The sequence below is a fragment of the Paenibacillus sp. FSL H7-0326 genome (assembly GCF_001955535.1).
Taxonomy (GTDB): Bacteria; Bacillota; Bacilli; order Paenibacillales; family Paenibacillaceae; genus Paenibacillus; species Paenibacillus shunpengii.
Window position 1 is genome coordinate 2,231,764 of record NZ_MPVN01000001.1, and the last position, 13,846, is coordinate 2,245,609.

Consider the following 13,846-nt stretch of genomic DNA (forward strand, 5'->3'; position numbering starts at 1 on the left):
GAATTAAACCTCCAATTCAAAGCGGTAGTCTTCGACAACCGTATTTGCGAGCAGCTTTTCACACATGACCTTAACGCGTTCTTCTGCTTCATTACGATCACTTGTATCCAGTGTCAGCTCCAGATATTTGCCGATGCGTACCCCTTCTACTTCACTGAAGCCCATGGAATGGAGCGCGCCTTGTACGGCAACGCCTTGAGGGTCAAGTACGCTTTGTTTAATCGTAACGTATACAGTAGCTTTTATCATGATCGGAAGTTCCTCCTAAGGAATGTTTTTAAGGTTTGGACTATTAATGATGATAATGATTGCTAATATGAAGCTTTTATCTGCTAAGTTTCCATAATGGGGTTATGAATACTTCCCATGTACCACATCTTAAATTAACGGGTCAGCCTGTCCTTAATCTCTTTATAGCGTCTGCTCGTTTCCTCTACTACATGCTCAGGAAGCGGCTCCGGCTGGCTGTTCTTATCCCAATCCGTGGATGCCAGATAGGCTCTTACCGGCTCTTTATCCATACTGTCGATCTCGATGTCCAGCGCGTATTTCTCCTTGGCCCAGAACCGGGAGGCATCCGGTGTAAAGATCTCGTCGATCAAAATGACCTCGCCATCCACGATCCCGAACTCAAACTTGCAATCTGCCAAAATAATTCCTCTTTGCTCGCAATAGTCTCTTGCGAACTCATACAGCTGAAGACTCTTCGCTTCAAGCTCAAGTGCAAGCTCCTCGCCAACCGCCGATTTCATCTGCTCCATGGAGATATCCTCATCATGGCCTACATCGTTCTTGGCCGCCGGCGTGAAGATCGGCTTATCCAGCTTCGCATTTTTACGAAGTCCTTCCGGAAGCTTAATCCCGTTAACTGTTCCAGAGGATTGATACTGTCTCCAGCCATTGCCGGTAATGTATCCGCGAACCACGCACTCGATATCAATACGCTCGGCTTTTTTCGTGACCATAATCCGATCCCTCAGCGCTTCTTTATCCAGCACGATATCGCCCAGTTCTTCTACATTGGTATGGACAACGTGGTTTGGCATCCATTCCTTGGTTTGGTCAAACCAGAAAGCACTAACTGTATTGAGTACATTGCCTTTCTCTGGAACAGCCGGCTCCAGCACATAATCAAATGCTGAAATCCGGTCTGTTACGACGATCAGGAAATGCTCACCCAAATCGTACAACTCTCTAACCTTGCCTTTGTATAACAGTGGTGCGTTAATGAGCTCTGCTGCGGTGGATAAAGCCATAACGTTAATCACTCCACGTTTTATTATTTTTTAAGCCGTATCAGCCCTTTAGATATCTTGCTGGACTAGTTCAATCCCAATTTGTCAAAAATCGTATCCACATGCTTCAGATGCCATGCCGGATTAAAGGCGTCCTCGATCTCCTCTGTGCTGAGCACTTCCGTAATCGCCGGCGTTGCTTCCACGATGTCGCGGAATTGGCGCTGTGTCTCCCATGCTTCCATCGCACGAGGCTGAACTGTATCATACGCTTCTTCACGGCTGAAGCCTTTATCAATCAGCTTCGTCATAATGCGTCCGGAGAACGGAACACCGAAGGTACGGGCCATGTTGCGCTTCATGTTCTCAGGGAACACCGTCAAATTCTTGATGATGTTGCCAAAACGGTTCAGCATGTAGTTCAGCAGCATCGTTGCATCTGGCAGGATGACGCGTTCTGCTGAGGAATGCGAGATATCACGCTCATGCCACAGCGTTACGTTCTCATAGGCTGTCAGCATATGTCCGCGAATGACACGGGACAAGCCGGAAATGTTCTCACTGCCGATCGGATTGCGCTTGTGCGGCATAGCAGATGAGCCTTTTTGACCTTTAGCAAAAGCCTCTTCCACCTCACGGAATTCACTCTTCTGGAGTGCACGTACTTCGGTCGCGAATTTGTCCAGGGAAGTCGCGATCAGTGCGAGGGTTGCCATATATTCAGCATGGCGGTCACGCTGCAATGTTTGCGTTGAGATCGGAGCCGGCTTCGTGCCCAGCTTCTTACATACGAATTCCTCAACGAAAGGATCAATGTTGGCATACGTTCCTACCGCACCTGAGATTTTGCCATACTGGACATTGTCGGCAGCATGACGGAAGCGTTCGAGGTTGCGCTTCATCTCTTCATGCCACAGTGCCATTTTCAGACCAAAGGTTGTTGGCTCCGCATGTACACCATGTGTACGTCCCATCATTGGAGTGTGCTTGTATTCAATCGCTTTGTCTCTCAGGATCTGAATGAAGTTCAGAATGTCCTTCTCAAGAATTTCGTTCGCCTGACGAAGCAGGTAACCGTTCGCTGTATCAACCACATCTGTAGAAGTCAGACCGTAATGCACCCATTTACGTTCCTCTCCAAGACTTTCGGATACGGTACGTGTGAAGGCAATGACATCATGACGTGTCTCCTGCTCAATCTCGTAGATCCGGTCAATATCAAAGCTTGCTTTCTCACGTAGGACAGCTGCGTCCTCTTTGGGAATAACGCCGAGTTCTGCCCATGCCTCACAGGCACAAATTTCAACTTCCAGCCAAGCCTTAAATTTATTCTCTTCCGTCCATATCGCCCGCATTTCGGGTCTGCTATAACGTTCAATCATTTCTATTCGTTCCTCCATATATTGGTTTTGTCTATCCAATCCAGTGCATGCTGCACATCATGGCATAACAGGTTGATATGTCCCATTTTACGTCCGGTCTTGGCTTCGGCTTTGCCGTACAGGTGAAGCTTAGGCACGACGCCCAGTTCATCTGCGTCTGCATCCTTTTTGGCAAATCGATCAATAACGGCTTCGATATGTTCTCCCAGGACATTGACCATCACAACAGGGCTCAGCAGGCATGTATCTGCAAGCGGCAGACCGCATATTGCTCTTACATGCTGCTCAAACTGCGATGTACTGCACGCCTCCATCGTATAATGACCTGAGTTGTGAGGCCGAGGGGCCAATTCATTAACATACAGCTGTCCATCTCTTGTCACGAACATCTCGACAGCCAGCAGCCCAACGGCTCCCATCGATTCGGCGATCTTAGCTGCGAGCTGCTGTGCTTCGAGCTGGAGCTCTGATGACACTCTTGCCGGTACAACGGAAGTGTGCAATATGTTATTAACATGCACATTCTCAGCTGGAGGAAATGTCCGAATCTCTCCTTGGGGATTACGTGCAGCAATAACAGATATTTCGCAGTCAAAGGAGACAAACTGCTCTAATACGAGCTCTGTGCCAAGGCCCGCCAGCTCTTCGTAAGCCGCAAGGGCTGCCTCTCTGTCACGAATCACGCGCTGGCCTTTGCCATCGTAGCCTCCAGTTACGATCTTAAGCACACAAGGAACGCCTAGCGCCTCAACCGCTGCGCTCATGTCCTCCGCACTCTTAATTTCCCGATAAGGAGCAACCGGCACACCCGCCGCTTCAATGGCACGCTTCTCCCGAAGACGATGCTGAGTCGTATACAGCAGTCTGCTTCCTTGAGGGACATACGCTTCGTTCTCCAGCAAGGCTGCCACATCGGCATCCACATTTTCAAACTCATAAGTGATTACATCGCACTCTTCTGCAAGCTGGCGTGCTGCATTCTGATCATCGTAACCTGCCACAATCTGCCGCGCGACTTGCCCGCAAGGTGAATTCTCGGTCGGCTCCAGTGTAATAAACCGGTATCCCATGGCTGTACCTGATAATGTCATCATCCGCCCAAGCTGTCCGCCTCCAAGTATTCCGATCGTAGCTCCAGAAGGGAAGACCTTTATGCTCTCGCTGATTAGCTTATTTATCATAACGTATCACTGCTTTCTAGCACTTCTTTGCGGATTCGATCTCTGCGTTCCTGTGCTCTGCCCGCAACCTCAGGATCAAATGCACCGATGATCTGTGCAGCGAGCAGTCCTGCATTCGTTGCTCCCGCTTTGCCGATTGCGACCGTAGCTACCGGAATACCGCCAGGCATTTGCACGATAGAGAGCAGCGAGTCAAGGCCATTCAGTGCCTTCGACTGAACAGGGACACCGATCACAGGAACCAACGTTTTGGATGCGACCATTCCAGGCAAATGAGCGGCTCCTCCTGCCCCAGCAATGATCACTTTAATTCCGCGGTCATACGCGCCCTCTGCGAATTCAAACATAAGATCCGGCGTACGGTGAGCAGAGACGACCTTTTTCTCATAAGCAATGTCCAGCTCGTCCAGCACTTCACAGGCATGTCTCATCGTTTCCCAATCTGATGTACTCCCCATAATTACGGCAACTTGCACTGACATGATATCCACTCCCTTGAATTTGATCAACAAGCACCTTCAATTGACGAAAAAAAACCGAAATCCTCGAGTTATGATGACACTATACGGATTCCGGACGATATGAAGATATCAGAGCTGCAGCCTTACGGGAGAAACAATAAACCACCATGGATGTGCTTCCACACAAGCCAGACCCTGTCTTTAGCGGCGGCTCAAGCTCACCTATAAACAAGATACCCCATGCTTAAAGATTTTGATGTTGGCTTTGAATAAGCATGGACATGAATCCCGGCATCAACCCGCTGCTCTTAACATTGATATCCTCGTAGTCCGAAAATTAACGGTTTTCGGGTAGAAACTTCCGGGCCGTATTCCCGGTACTATACGAGATCATTCTATATTTTGGACGAATCGATTTCATTAATACGACAAACATCGGTATTTTGAAATGGATTCTTTGCTCTACAGTTTACTTATTTTCTTTGATTTTCGAGTTTATTCTTTTTACCTTTAACAGTTTAACAATCCCCTACACCCGATGTCAACTTAAAGACGAACATTTTAATCTTTACCATATTTAATGTTCGGATATTAATAAACTAAAAACATAAATAAAACCAGCAGCTTCCATGAAGTACAGGAAAGATACTGGTTTTTCTCGAACAAATTGATCTGTTTCATATTGTTTATTTCACAACGAGTACAGGCACGTCTGCTTCCTGAACTACACGATGGCTTACACTGCCCAGCACAAATTCGCGTATTCCGCTCAGTCCTCTGCTGCCGATTACAATGAGATCCATATCGTTCTGTTTCACATACTCCAATATGACATCCACTGGAGACCCTTGAATGAGTTCAACCTTGGCTCCAATTTGCTCATTGACTAGACGTCTCTTAAGCTCGTCTACAGTCTCTTCAGCAAGCTCATATACATCACTATTTACCGATGGCGGGATTGGGGCCAGACCTTCGCCGATAAATACCCGCGGGAAATCGTATACGTGAACAATATGCAGCTGTGTATTTTCAGATAATTTGGCTAACTCCACTGCGCGCTCAAACGCTTTGTTCGCTAACTCTGATCCGTCGTATGCAAGTAGAATATTGGAAAAAGTCATGAGGAACGCCACCTTTCTGTATGTACTTATATTTAACCGATTACGGATTTGTTTGAATCAACAAGCTGTCTGTAAGCTACACTGCGTCTTAAGCGAACCTCAGCTCAAAAAATAGCCATATAGTATCGCATTAACGAAGAGAAGAACAGGTACGCCAATGGTAAAGCTGGCATGCCTTGTTTTGTGCCGCTTCCGGTACATTGCAATCAGTATGCCGAGTGAACCTCCGATCGCAGCAAGTAAAAACAGCGTTCTTTCCGGAACCCGGTCTCGTCTTTTCTGTGCTCTTCTCTTATCCTCTGACATCACAAGATAGGCTACCACATTTATAAAAACAAACCATAGAATGATGCCTGTCCGCATTGGCAATTCCCCTTTCTTTAGGGATCACATTCCCCACTCCATTATAGCTTCTGAAGAAACAGAGTGACAATGAGTGCGGGCAGGCTCAGGTGTAGTCGGCTGAATTTAGTGTATCTATATGGGCATTATTCTATGCGTTACATAACTTCATGCTGGGCTTGAAACATACAGAAGAACCAGATTCGATATTGAATCTGGTTCTCATGCTGTCAGCTTATCACTGCAAAGAGCAAGTTTCCGCTTAGGATTCCTGCTTAGGAATGCCGTTTAAGCTTGGCGGAGTGTGGGCGGCCTTGGCTGGACGAATGGTTCTGCTTTCCTCTAGCACACTAGACTTATTTTGCTGGTTTTTAATTTTCAGCGGTTTATGATAAGGCATGTGTCGCTCACCCCCTAAGACATAGATTGTCATCTTCGGAGGCGCATTATACGAACACTTCATATTCCGCCTCACACTGCTTATTTGCCTTCTTTCTTTTCCAGTGCTGCTTTCAGCAGATCACCGAGGTTAGAGCCAATCGGCTCCTTTTTCTCAAACTGCTTAACGAGCTTCTGCTGCTCACGTTTATTAACCCGCTGCTTGTCCTTGTCCACGGTCTCCGTGATGCCGCATGGCAGACACTGCACATACATTCCTGCCTTGCCTTCTTTAAGCTCCATCTTCTTATGGCATTGCGGGCAACGCCGGTTGGACAAACGCTTCTCTGCCGATCGCTTGTAGCTACAATCCTCCGCAGGACACACCAGGACCTTGCCTCGCTTGGATTTCTTCTCTAGCAGTCTTGTACCACAATCTGGACAATGGCTGTTAGATACATTATGCGGCTTGTATTCCGTGGTACTATTCTTGACACTGCGTACAAGTTCATCAGCCATTTTCCGAATTCCGTTTAAGAACGGTTCAGGAGAGCCCTGTCCTTTGGCGATGCGCTCCAGCTCAGACTCCCATTTGGCAGTAAGCTCAGGTGTACGAAGCTGTGGTGCTGCCAATTCAATCAGCTGTTTTCCTTTGCCGGTTGGGTGTATCACATTGCCCTGACGCTCAATGGTGTCACTGCTGACAAGCTTCTCGATAATATCAGCTCTGGTCGCAGGTGTACCCAGACCATGCTTCTCCATTTGAGCCAGCAATGCTGCTTCGTTATAGCGTTTCGGGGGCATTGTACGGGCAGATTTAATGATACATCGCTGTATCTTGATGATCTCCCCTTCGCGAAGCTCAGGGAGATCCTGCCCCGTTCCTCTTGAATCGGAGGCATCCTCTGAAGTCTCCTCATCCTCATCGCTGTAACCTTCTGCGCCATATACTTCACGCCAGCCGTGATTTTTGACTGTTGTTCCTTTCACAATAAAAGCTTCATTCTCTGCTTCAATCTTAACCTGCACCGCATCATATCTTGCTGCCGGATAGAACAGACTTATAAATCGCCTTACAATCAGATCGTAGAGCTTGCGCTCCTCCGTAGACAATTGATTGAGCAGAACCGTTTGCTCTGTAGGGATAATGGCATGATGGTCACTCACTTTACTGTCATCCACCACACGCTTCGTGATATGAAGCTTGGTACGAAGCAGCGGTCTTGCTAATCCACTGTAAGGGCCTACCGCTACACTCTCCAGGCGCTCCTTGAACGTCTCTGTCATATCCGAGGGCAAGTATCTGCTGTCTGTCCGTGGATAAGTGACAAGCTTATGCTGCTCATACAATTTCTGCAGAAGATTAGAGGTTTGTTTCGCTGAGAAACCATATCGCTTATTGGCGTCTCTCTGCAGCTCGGTCAAGTCATATGCCAGCGGATGGGCTTCAACCTTCTCGCTTTTTTTCACTTGAACAACTTTGCCAGAGCGTCCTTCAAGCTTGCGCTTAAGCTCTTCTGTCCGGGCTTTATCAAAAATACGAGAGTCTCCCTGAGGCGCTCGCCACATCGCTTGGAAGCTGCCAAAATCAGCAGACAACGTTTCGTATTCCTCTGAGCGGAAGTTCATGATTTCTTTTTCCCGATTCATGATCATGCCGAGAGTCGGGGTTTGGACACGTCCTGCAGACAGCTGGGCATTATATTTGACCGTAAGGGCACGGGTGACATTCAGACCGATCATCCAGTCCGCCTCAGCACGGCAGCGTGCGGATTCATACAACCGATCAAACTGCTGACCCGGCTTCAAATTCGCAAACCCTTCTTTGATGGCTTTGTCCGTCTGAGACGAGATCCATAAGCGTTTAAAAGGCTTCTTGAAATGCGCCATCTGCATAATCCAGCGGGCCAATAGCTCACCTTCACGGGCAGCATCTGTTGCAATGACGAGCTCCTTGATATCTTGTCTCTTCATTAGCTGCTGTACAGCTTTATATTGATGCTGGGTTTCACGCAGTACCTTCAGCTTCGTCTGCTTCGGTAGAATCGGCAGATCAGCCAGATTCCAAGTTGCATATTTATGATCATAATCCTCAGGCTCAGCCAGTCCGACCAGATGGCCCAAAGCCCAAGTTACTACATATTTAGGTCCTTCAAAATAACTCTTATGCTTCTCTCTGCTTCCCATTACACGGGCAATCTCACGTGCCACGGAAGGCTTTTCGGCTAGAACAAGTACTTTCATGGAACTCTCCTTTCTATAACATCCTTCATTATATCATTCCTTTAAAGTACCTGCGAAAGAACAAGCCCTTACATACCAAGAACATTCATTATGAACGATGACACGAAGAGAATTCAAAATACGGAGTGGAGTAAGAAATAGAAAACCAAAAAAAGTGAGAGGACCCAGCTCTCTTAACATATTAGATAGATGTAGATGTATACGAGAGAGACCAACGAGGAGCGTTAGCACTACGCATTATGTCATGTAACATAACATTCCTTCTATGATAATAGTCTTATGACTCCTTACTCAATTTATTTTCATGGATATATTCAATCAAAATAATGAGCATTATCCAGTAAACAAGTGATGTAATCGCTTTATTCGATGTCCACTGTACTTGTAAGAATTTATGACATTAAATATGATCTAACTTACACGAGTTAGGATATGCTATCGACTCTGAGCTCAAGATTAACTTACAAGGAGAGTGTTTATATGAAAGTGGACAAGCCGTTACATCGGTGGAGAAAAAGTGGACAAGCCTTGCTTGCAGCTGCACTCCTCACCAGCTCCTTCCTCCTTCCAGCCTATACAGTGTCAGCAGCAGATGGAACGAATTCAATTGGTACTTCCTCTGCTGAGATCAGCCCTAACAAGCCGGCTGGCACCACCTATTTTTACGATCAAATGAAACGGGCTGCAGAGACGGCGGGCGTTCCTTTTACCTTGGAGAAAGCTACCGGCACCGTGATATCAAGACAAGCGGCAGCCCAAGCGATTCAGGATTGGCTCTCTTTGCCTGCAGCGGATCATACATTTAAAGATATCCCTCAGAACAGCTCCTATGCTGATGCGATTAGTGCTGTAGCTCAAGCTGGAATTATGACAGGCTACAGCAAAGAATCCTTCTTTCCCAGAACCCCACTCACCGTTTCAGATGTCCAGCTTATCTATGATCGTGTATTAGAATACATACAGCCTTTTGAAGTAGAGGAAGCTACCATTTCAGATATGCAAAAAGCGATGGAACAAGGCAAGCTGACCTCCGTCCAGCTTGTGCAAATGTATCTGGATCGGATTGAACAGTATGACGATCAAGGTCCTTCTCTAAATGCAGTGCTCACGATTAACGAGGATGCTCTTGATATCGCAGCTGAACTCGATAAGGAACGTACAAGTACAGGACCTCGCAGTGATCTTCATGGAATCCCGATTCTGGTCAAAGATAATTATGATACGAGTGATATGCCAACCTCAGCAGGCTGCCTATGCCTCAAAGATTCTGTTCCCGATGAAGATGCAGAGCAAATCGCCAGATTGAAAGAAGCCGGTGCAATCATCTTGGGCAAAACAAATCTGCATGAATTTGCCTTCGGCATCACAACATCCAGCTCTCTCGGTGGACAAACCTTAAACCCTTATGCACTTGATCACTATCCCGGCGGTTCAAGCGGGGGAACGGGTGCTGCGATTGCCGCCAACTTTGCAGCTGCAGGCTTAGGCACAGATACCGGAGGCTCGATCCGTATCCCTTCCAGTTTTAATAGTCTTGTAGGGATTCGTCCAACGATTGGACTGGCAAGCCGTGACGGCATTATTCCGCTTGCACTCACACAGGATGTAGGCGGACCTATGGCACGCACCGTTGAAGACGCTGCGATCATGCTGGATGCTATTGCAGGATATGACCCTGAGGATGTAAGCACCGCAGCAAGCGTCGGACGAATACCAGAGAGCTATCTCGATGAATTGGACCCACAAGGCCTGCAAGGCGCTCGCATCGGCGTAGCTTCTGAGCTCTTCTCCACCAGCAGTGATGCGGAACAAGAAACTTCCTCCATTATTTATAATGCAATTAATGAAATTGAAGGGCTTGGCGCTACTGCTGTAGAGATCCGGATCCCTAATTTGGCCGAGCTCTCTAAGTATCCAAGTCTCAGCAGCTATGAGTTCAAATTCCAGCTTAATGATTACCTTGAAGGACTTGGTGAAGATGCTCCATACACCACCTTGTCTGAGATCATTGCATCCGGCAATTATGATTTAGACCAAGAGCAATCAATGAAGTCCCGCGATGCCCGTGAAACATTGGAAACCGAGGAGTATAAAGATATCGTGCTGAAGCGAACGAAGCTGGCCAAGGACTCTCTTCTAAAAGTGATGGCAGACCATGACCTGGATGCCATTGTGTATCCTAGTACAGCTGCGGCTGCTGCGGTAATAGGTGAGCCTCAAAATGCCGGCGGTAATAACCGGCTTAGCGCATTCTCTGGATTCCCCGCCATCACGGTTCCAGCAGGTTTCACCAAGGACGGACTTCCTGTCGGGATTGAATTCCTTGGCAGAGCCTATGATGAAGGTAAGCTCATCAAGCTCGCTTACAGCTACGAGCAGGGAACACAGCACCGTAAAGCCCCCATGTTATCCGAGTAGTTATACGTGTTGCTTAACAGACACATAACGATTTCATATGATGAGCACATGCCGACCTGCCGGTATGTGCTCTTTTTTCAGGGAAATGATTTAGATAGCCGAGCGGCAAGAAGTTTTATATAATAGAACTCACTGTAAATATTTTGAATGTAGTGGAACTCAGTTTTGTTTAACTCGTAAATAAATGCCATAATCCAGCTGCGTTACATAAATTAAAAATGAGGTGGGCTATGCTTTTTTGGCGCAAGGCTTTCGAGAAAATGTTTAAAATGAGCAATATAACGCTCCTCTATTTTACACTCTCCTTTTTCTTCATTAGCCCGATTATCATTCATATTCTAGAGCCTGAGAAGTTCTCTACGTATATCAAAGGACTCTGGTGGGTTATTGTTACGACCACAACGGTCGGTTATGGGGACTACTTTCCTGAAACCACACCTGGGATGATTTTCGGTACGATTGTTATTTTTACAGGGCTTTTTCTCATCGGGACACTTATCGCTAAAATTTCGGAACGATTTATTAAATGGATCAAGATGAAGGAGGAAGGAAAAATGGATTACAGAGGTGAGGATCATTATGTCATTATTGGCTGGTCTGACGATAAGATCAAGGATACCATTAAGGAAATGCTGAACAGCGACAGTGTTCATAACATCGTTCTTATCGCTGATCTTCCTTCGAGTCCCATAGACCATAGTCAAATCCATTACATACAAGGCGAGCCGACAGAATACGAGACACTTGATCGTGCAAACGTGGCCAAATCAAAAGCGGTTATTATCTTTTCTCCTCAAGGAGTGCCGGCCAAATATGCAGATGGACAGACACTGCTGATTGCCACAACAATCGAAAGCTACGGTGAGAAAGTGAACCGCCATATATACACCATAGCAGAGATTCTTAAGGAGAATCACCTTATGAACTTTAGGCATGCGAAGGTAGATGAGCTCATCCTTTCACAGCAGTCTATCTCCTATCTGATCGCCCATGCAAGTGTACATAAAGGTTCTTCCAAGCTTTTTATGAATCTGCTCAGCACAGAGAGTGGCGAGAAAATATATGTTATTAACAAAAAGAAAGAATGGATAACATACAATGACGCCTTCGAGGATATAAAAGCAATGGGGGCCTTGTTGATTGCTGATCATGATGATACTAGTATTATAAGAAGACCTAACGCCATCATTCCAGAACAAGCTAAGTTATTTATTATCGCGGACGAAGATACATTCCAAAAGATAAGTGAGGGATATGTCATTATTTCATAATAGATTTTATTTACTCATGCTGCAAATTCATTGCAGGTCTCTGGATACTCAAATTAATTATGTAAGACTAAGATAGGAATGAGGACAATCTCCCCATTCCTATCTCTTAATTGCTATCCGGTACGGTCCAGCGCATAATGACTCCTGCATACGTTAGGCCTCCACCAAATCCAAACAATAACATCTTATCATTATATTTAAGACGCCCATCATCAAGTCCGAGCTGAATTGCCAAGGGGATCGAGGCAGCCGAGGTATTTCCTCTAAACTCCACACTAGTCAACGTACGCTCAATAGGAATCGGACCTTTCATACAAATGGATTCAATCATTCTTAAATTCGCGCTGTGCGGTACAAACCAATGAATATCCTCCGGCTGCAGCCCTGATTGCTCAATAAGCTGTTTAGAGGCCTCAGGTACATGACGTACTGCCCATTTGTAGACCTCCCGTCCGTTCTGAACAAGAAATGCATCCTTCTCAATATTCATCCCATCAATTTCGGTAGCAAATGTTCTTCTATATAAATGACCTCCACCACTGCCATGGGTGCCGGACATCGACGCTATAAAGCCAGGATGCTCATCATCTCTTTCGATCAACACAACTCCAGCCCCATCCCCAAAGAGGATACAGGTAGATCGGTCTGTATAGTCTGTGATTTTGGAAAGAGTCTCAGCACCAACAACAAGCACTTTCTTGTGAATACCACTGGATACCATTCCATCAGCTAGCTGCAATCCGTAAACAAATCCAGCACAAGCTGAGCCTAGATCAATAGCACCTGCTTGTTTAATATTAAAATGCTGTTGAATTCGGGAAGCGACGTTCGGAAAAGTATACTCAGCTGTACTAGTGGCAACCAGAATCATATCTACATCCGTTACATCAACAGCGTAGCGTTTAATCATGTCTGAAACTGCGTTATAGCTCAGATCAGACGTATACTCGTTCTCTGCAGCTATTCTTCGTTCTCGCATGCCTGTACGCTGTACAATCCACTCATCATTAGTATCTACCATTTTTTCGAGATCTTCGTTAGATAATATTTTCTCCGGTACATAAGTGCCTATTGCCGTGATTTTCGCCTTTGATTGATACATCCTGTTCACCTTCCTTACAGTTAGTATCCTTATTATATCATCTGGTACTAGTACTTGGTACTAAATTTAAGAAAATATTTTATGTTTAAGCTCTCGAGCAAAAAAAAGACACTATCGAATTTCATCGATAGTGTCTTATGTGTGCTTGGCGGCGTCCTACTCTCCCAGGACCCTGCGGTCCAAGTACCATCGGCGCTGGAGGGCTTAACGGTCGTGTTCGGGATGGGTACGTGTGGAACCCCTCCGCTATCGCCACCAAACATGATTTTTGCGCTGTGATATCTTCGGCGAATCATCACCAGCAAAATATCAATCCTTAAAAAGGACATACAGCTTCAAATCTTCACAAGGAATTTACTCCCTGAAAACTAGATACGAAACAATGTGCGATGTTAGAATCTTTGTTTACCCGGTTTTGTTCCGGGCCCCGAGAAAGTATTCGGATTCATCTTCGAAGCATTCGCTTCACTTTCTTGGGTATCTTTTGGATAAGCCCTCGACCGATTAGTACTGGTCAGCTCCATGCATTGCTGCACTTCCACCCCCAGCCTATCTACCTCGTCGTCTTCAAGGGGTCTTACTAGTTGGGAAATCTCATCTTGAGGGGGGCTTCACGCTTAGATGCTTTCAGCGCTTATCCCGTCCGTACATAGCTACCCAGCGGTGCTCCTGGCGGAACAACTGGTACACCAGCGGTACGTCCATCCCGGT

General features: G+C 46.3%; 12 protein-coding genes, 2 rRNA genes and 1 riboswitch. Of the genes, 2 read left to right on the forward strand and 12 right to left on the reverse strand.

Annotated features, from left to right (window positions below; genetic code table 11):
- Positions 1-3 precede the first annotated feature (3 nt).
- The 9 genes from purS to BK126_RS10625 all read right to left on the reverse strand — a co-directional run bounded on the left by purS (position 4) and on the right by BK126_RS10625 (position 8,344).
- Entirely contained in the window at positions 4-249 is a 246-nt protein-coding gene (gene purS, locus BK126_RS10590) for a phosphoribosylformylglycinamidine synthase subunit PurS (protein ID WP_047912782.1), read from the reverse strand.
- Positions 250-383: 134 nt separating this feature from the next.
- Positions 384-1,265: a phosphoribosylaminoimidazolesuccinocarboxamide synthase gene (locus tag BK126_RS10595; protein ID WP_076312660.1), complete on the reverse strand. Its 882-nt coding sequence runs from the start codon at positions 1,263-1,265 to the stop codon at positions 384-386.
- A 56-nt stretch (positions 1,266-1,321) separates the two neighbouring features.
- Positions 1,322-2,617 (reverse strand): adenylosuccinate lyase, encoded by a 1,296-nt coding sequence (purB, locus tag BK126_RS10600; protein ID WP_076312458.1) that lies wholly within the window; start codon positions 2,615-2,617, stop codon positions 1,322-1,324.
- Positions 2,618-2,619: 2 nt separating this feature from the next.
- Entirely contained in the window at positions 2,620-3,798 is a 1,179-nt protein-coding gene (gene purK, locus BK126_RS10605; RefSeq protein WP_076312459.1) for a 5-(carboxyamino)imidazole ribonucleotide synthase, read from the reverse strand.
- Complete coding sequence (gene purE, locus BK126_RS10610) at positions 3,795-4,280, reverse strand: 5-(carboxyamino)imidazole ribonucleotide mutase (protein ID WP_076312460.1); 486 nt, start codon at positions 4,278-4,280, stop codon at positions 3,795-3,797. The genes purK and purE overlap by 4 nt, the downstream gene beginning before the upstream one ends.
- A 285-nt stretch (positions 4,281-4,565) precedes the next feature.
- Positions 4,566-4,667, reverse strand: a riboswitch (purine riboswitch).
- A 278-nt stretch (positions 4,668-4,945) separates the two neighbouring features.
- A complete protein-coding gene (locus BK126_RS10615; protein ID WP_076312461.1) occupies positions 4,946-5,380 on the reverse strand; it encodes a universal stress protein in 435 nt (144 codons plus the stop codon).
- Between the two features lie 99 nt (positions 5,381-5,479).
- Positions 5,480-5,743, reverse strand: coding sequence for a DUF1294 domain-containing protein (locus BK126_RS10620; protein WP_076312462.1), 264 nt, complete (start codon positions 5,741-5,743; stop codon positions 5,480-5,482).
- A gap of 241 nt (positions 5,744-5,984) precedes the next feature.
- The gene (locus tag BK126_RS29385) at positions 5,985-6,122 is read right to left on the reverse strand and encodes a hypothetical protein (RefSeq protein WP_177178806.1); all 138 of its coding nucleotides are present in this window, start codon (positions 6,120-6,122) and stop codon (positions 5,985-5,987) included.
- An 80-nt stretch (positions 6,123-6,202) separates the two neighbouring features.
- Positions 6,203-8,344, reverse strand: a complete 2,142-nt coding sequence (locus BK126_RS10625; RefSeq protein ID WP_076312463.1) for a DNA topoisomerase III — start codon at positions 8,342-8,344, stop codon at positions 6,203-6,205.
- A 480-nt stretch (positions 8,345-8,824) separates the two neighbouring features.
- On the opposite strand from BK126_RS10625, the gene BK126_RS10630 reads away from it, so the two are divergent.
- Together BK126_RS10630 and BK126_RS10635 are read left to right on the forward strand one after the other, a co-directional pair.
- The gene (locus tag BK126_RS10630) at positions 8,825-10,762 is read left to right on the forward strand and encodes an amidase family protein (protein WP_076312464.1); all 1,938 of its coding nucleotides are present in this window, start codon (positions 8,825-8,827) and stop codon (positions 10,760-10,762) included.
- A 269-nt stretch (positions 10,763-11,031) separates the two neighbouring features.
- The gene (locus tag BK126_RS10635; RefSeq protein ID WP_177178805.1) at positions 11,032-12,033 is read left to right on the forward strand and encodes an ion channel; all 1,002 of its coding nucleotides are present in this window, start codon (positions 11,032-11,034) and stop codon (positions 12,031-12,033) included.
- Positions 12,034-12,139: 106 nt separating this feature from the next.
- On the opposite strand, the gene BK126_RS10640 is transcribed toward BK126_RS10635, so the two are convergent.
- The 3 genes from BK126_RS10640 to BK126_RS10650 all read right to left on the reverse strand — a co-directional run.
- Entirely contained in the window at positions 12,140-13,135 is a 996-nt protein-coding gene (locus tag BK126_RS10640; RefSeq protein WP_076312466.1) for a ketoacyl-ACP synthase III, read from the reverse strand.
- A 143-nt stretch (positions 13,136-13,278) separates the two neighbouring features.
- Positions 13,279-13,395 (reverse strand): 5S ribosomal RNA (gene rrf / locus BK126_RS10645).
- 224 nt (positions 13,396-13,619) lie between these two features.
- A 23S ribosomal RNA gene (locus BK126_RS10650) occupies positions 13,620-13,846 on the reverse strand; the annotation flags it as partial.

Bases quoted from the DNA above. Each gene is read 5' to 3' on its own strand.
- BK126_RS10620 (WP_076312462.1), bottom strand. From the start codon at position 5,743: ATGCGGACAGGCATCATTCTATGGTTTGTTTTTATAAATGTGGTAGCC.
- BK126_RS10630 (WP_076312464.1), top strand. From the start codon at position 8,825: ATGAAAGTGGACAAGCCGTTACATCGGTGGAGAAAAAGTGGACAAGCC.
- BK126_RS10625 (WP_076312463.1), bottom strand. From the start codon at position 8,344: ATGAAAGTACTTGTTCTAGCCGAAAAGCCTTCCGTGGCACGTGAGATT.
- purB (WP_076312458.1), bottom strand. From the start codon at position 2,617: ATGATTGAACGTTATAGCAGACCCGAAATGCGGGCGATATGGACGGAA.
- BK126_RS10635 (WP_177178805.1), top strand. From the start codon at position 11,032: ATGAGCAATATAACGCTCCTCTATTTTACACTCTCCTTTTTCTTCATT.
- purE (WP_076312460.1), bottom strand. From the start codon at position 4,280: ATGTCAGTGCAAGTTGCCGTAATTATGGGGAGTACATCAGATTGGGAA.
- BK126_RS10640 (WP_076312466.1), bottom strand. From the start codon at position 13,135: ATGTATCAATCAAAGGCGAAAATCACGGCAATAGGCACTTATGTACCG.
- purK (WP_076312459.1), bottom strand. From the start codon at position 3,798: ATGATAAATAAGCTAATCAGCGAGAGCATAAAGGTCTTCCCTTCTGGA.
- purS (WP_047912782.1), bottom strand. From the start codon at position 249: ATGATAAAAGCTACTGTATACGTTACGATTAAACAAAGCGTACTTGAC.
- BK126_RS29385 (WP_177178806.1), bottom strand. From the start codon at position 6,122: ATGCCTTATCATAAACCGCTGAAAATTAAAAACCAGCAAAATAAGTCT.
- BK126_RS10615 (WP_076312461.1), bottom strand. From the start codon at position 5,380: ATGACTTTTTCCAATATTCTACTTGCATACGACGGATCAGAGTTAGCG.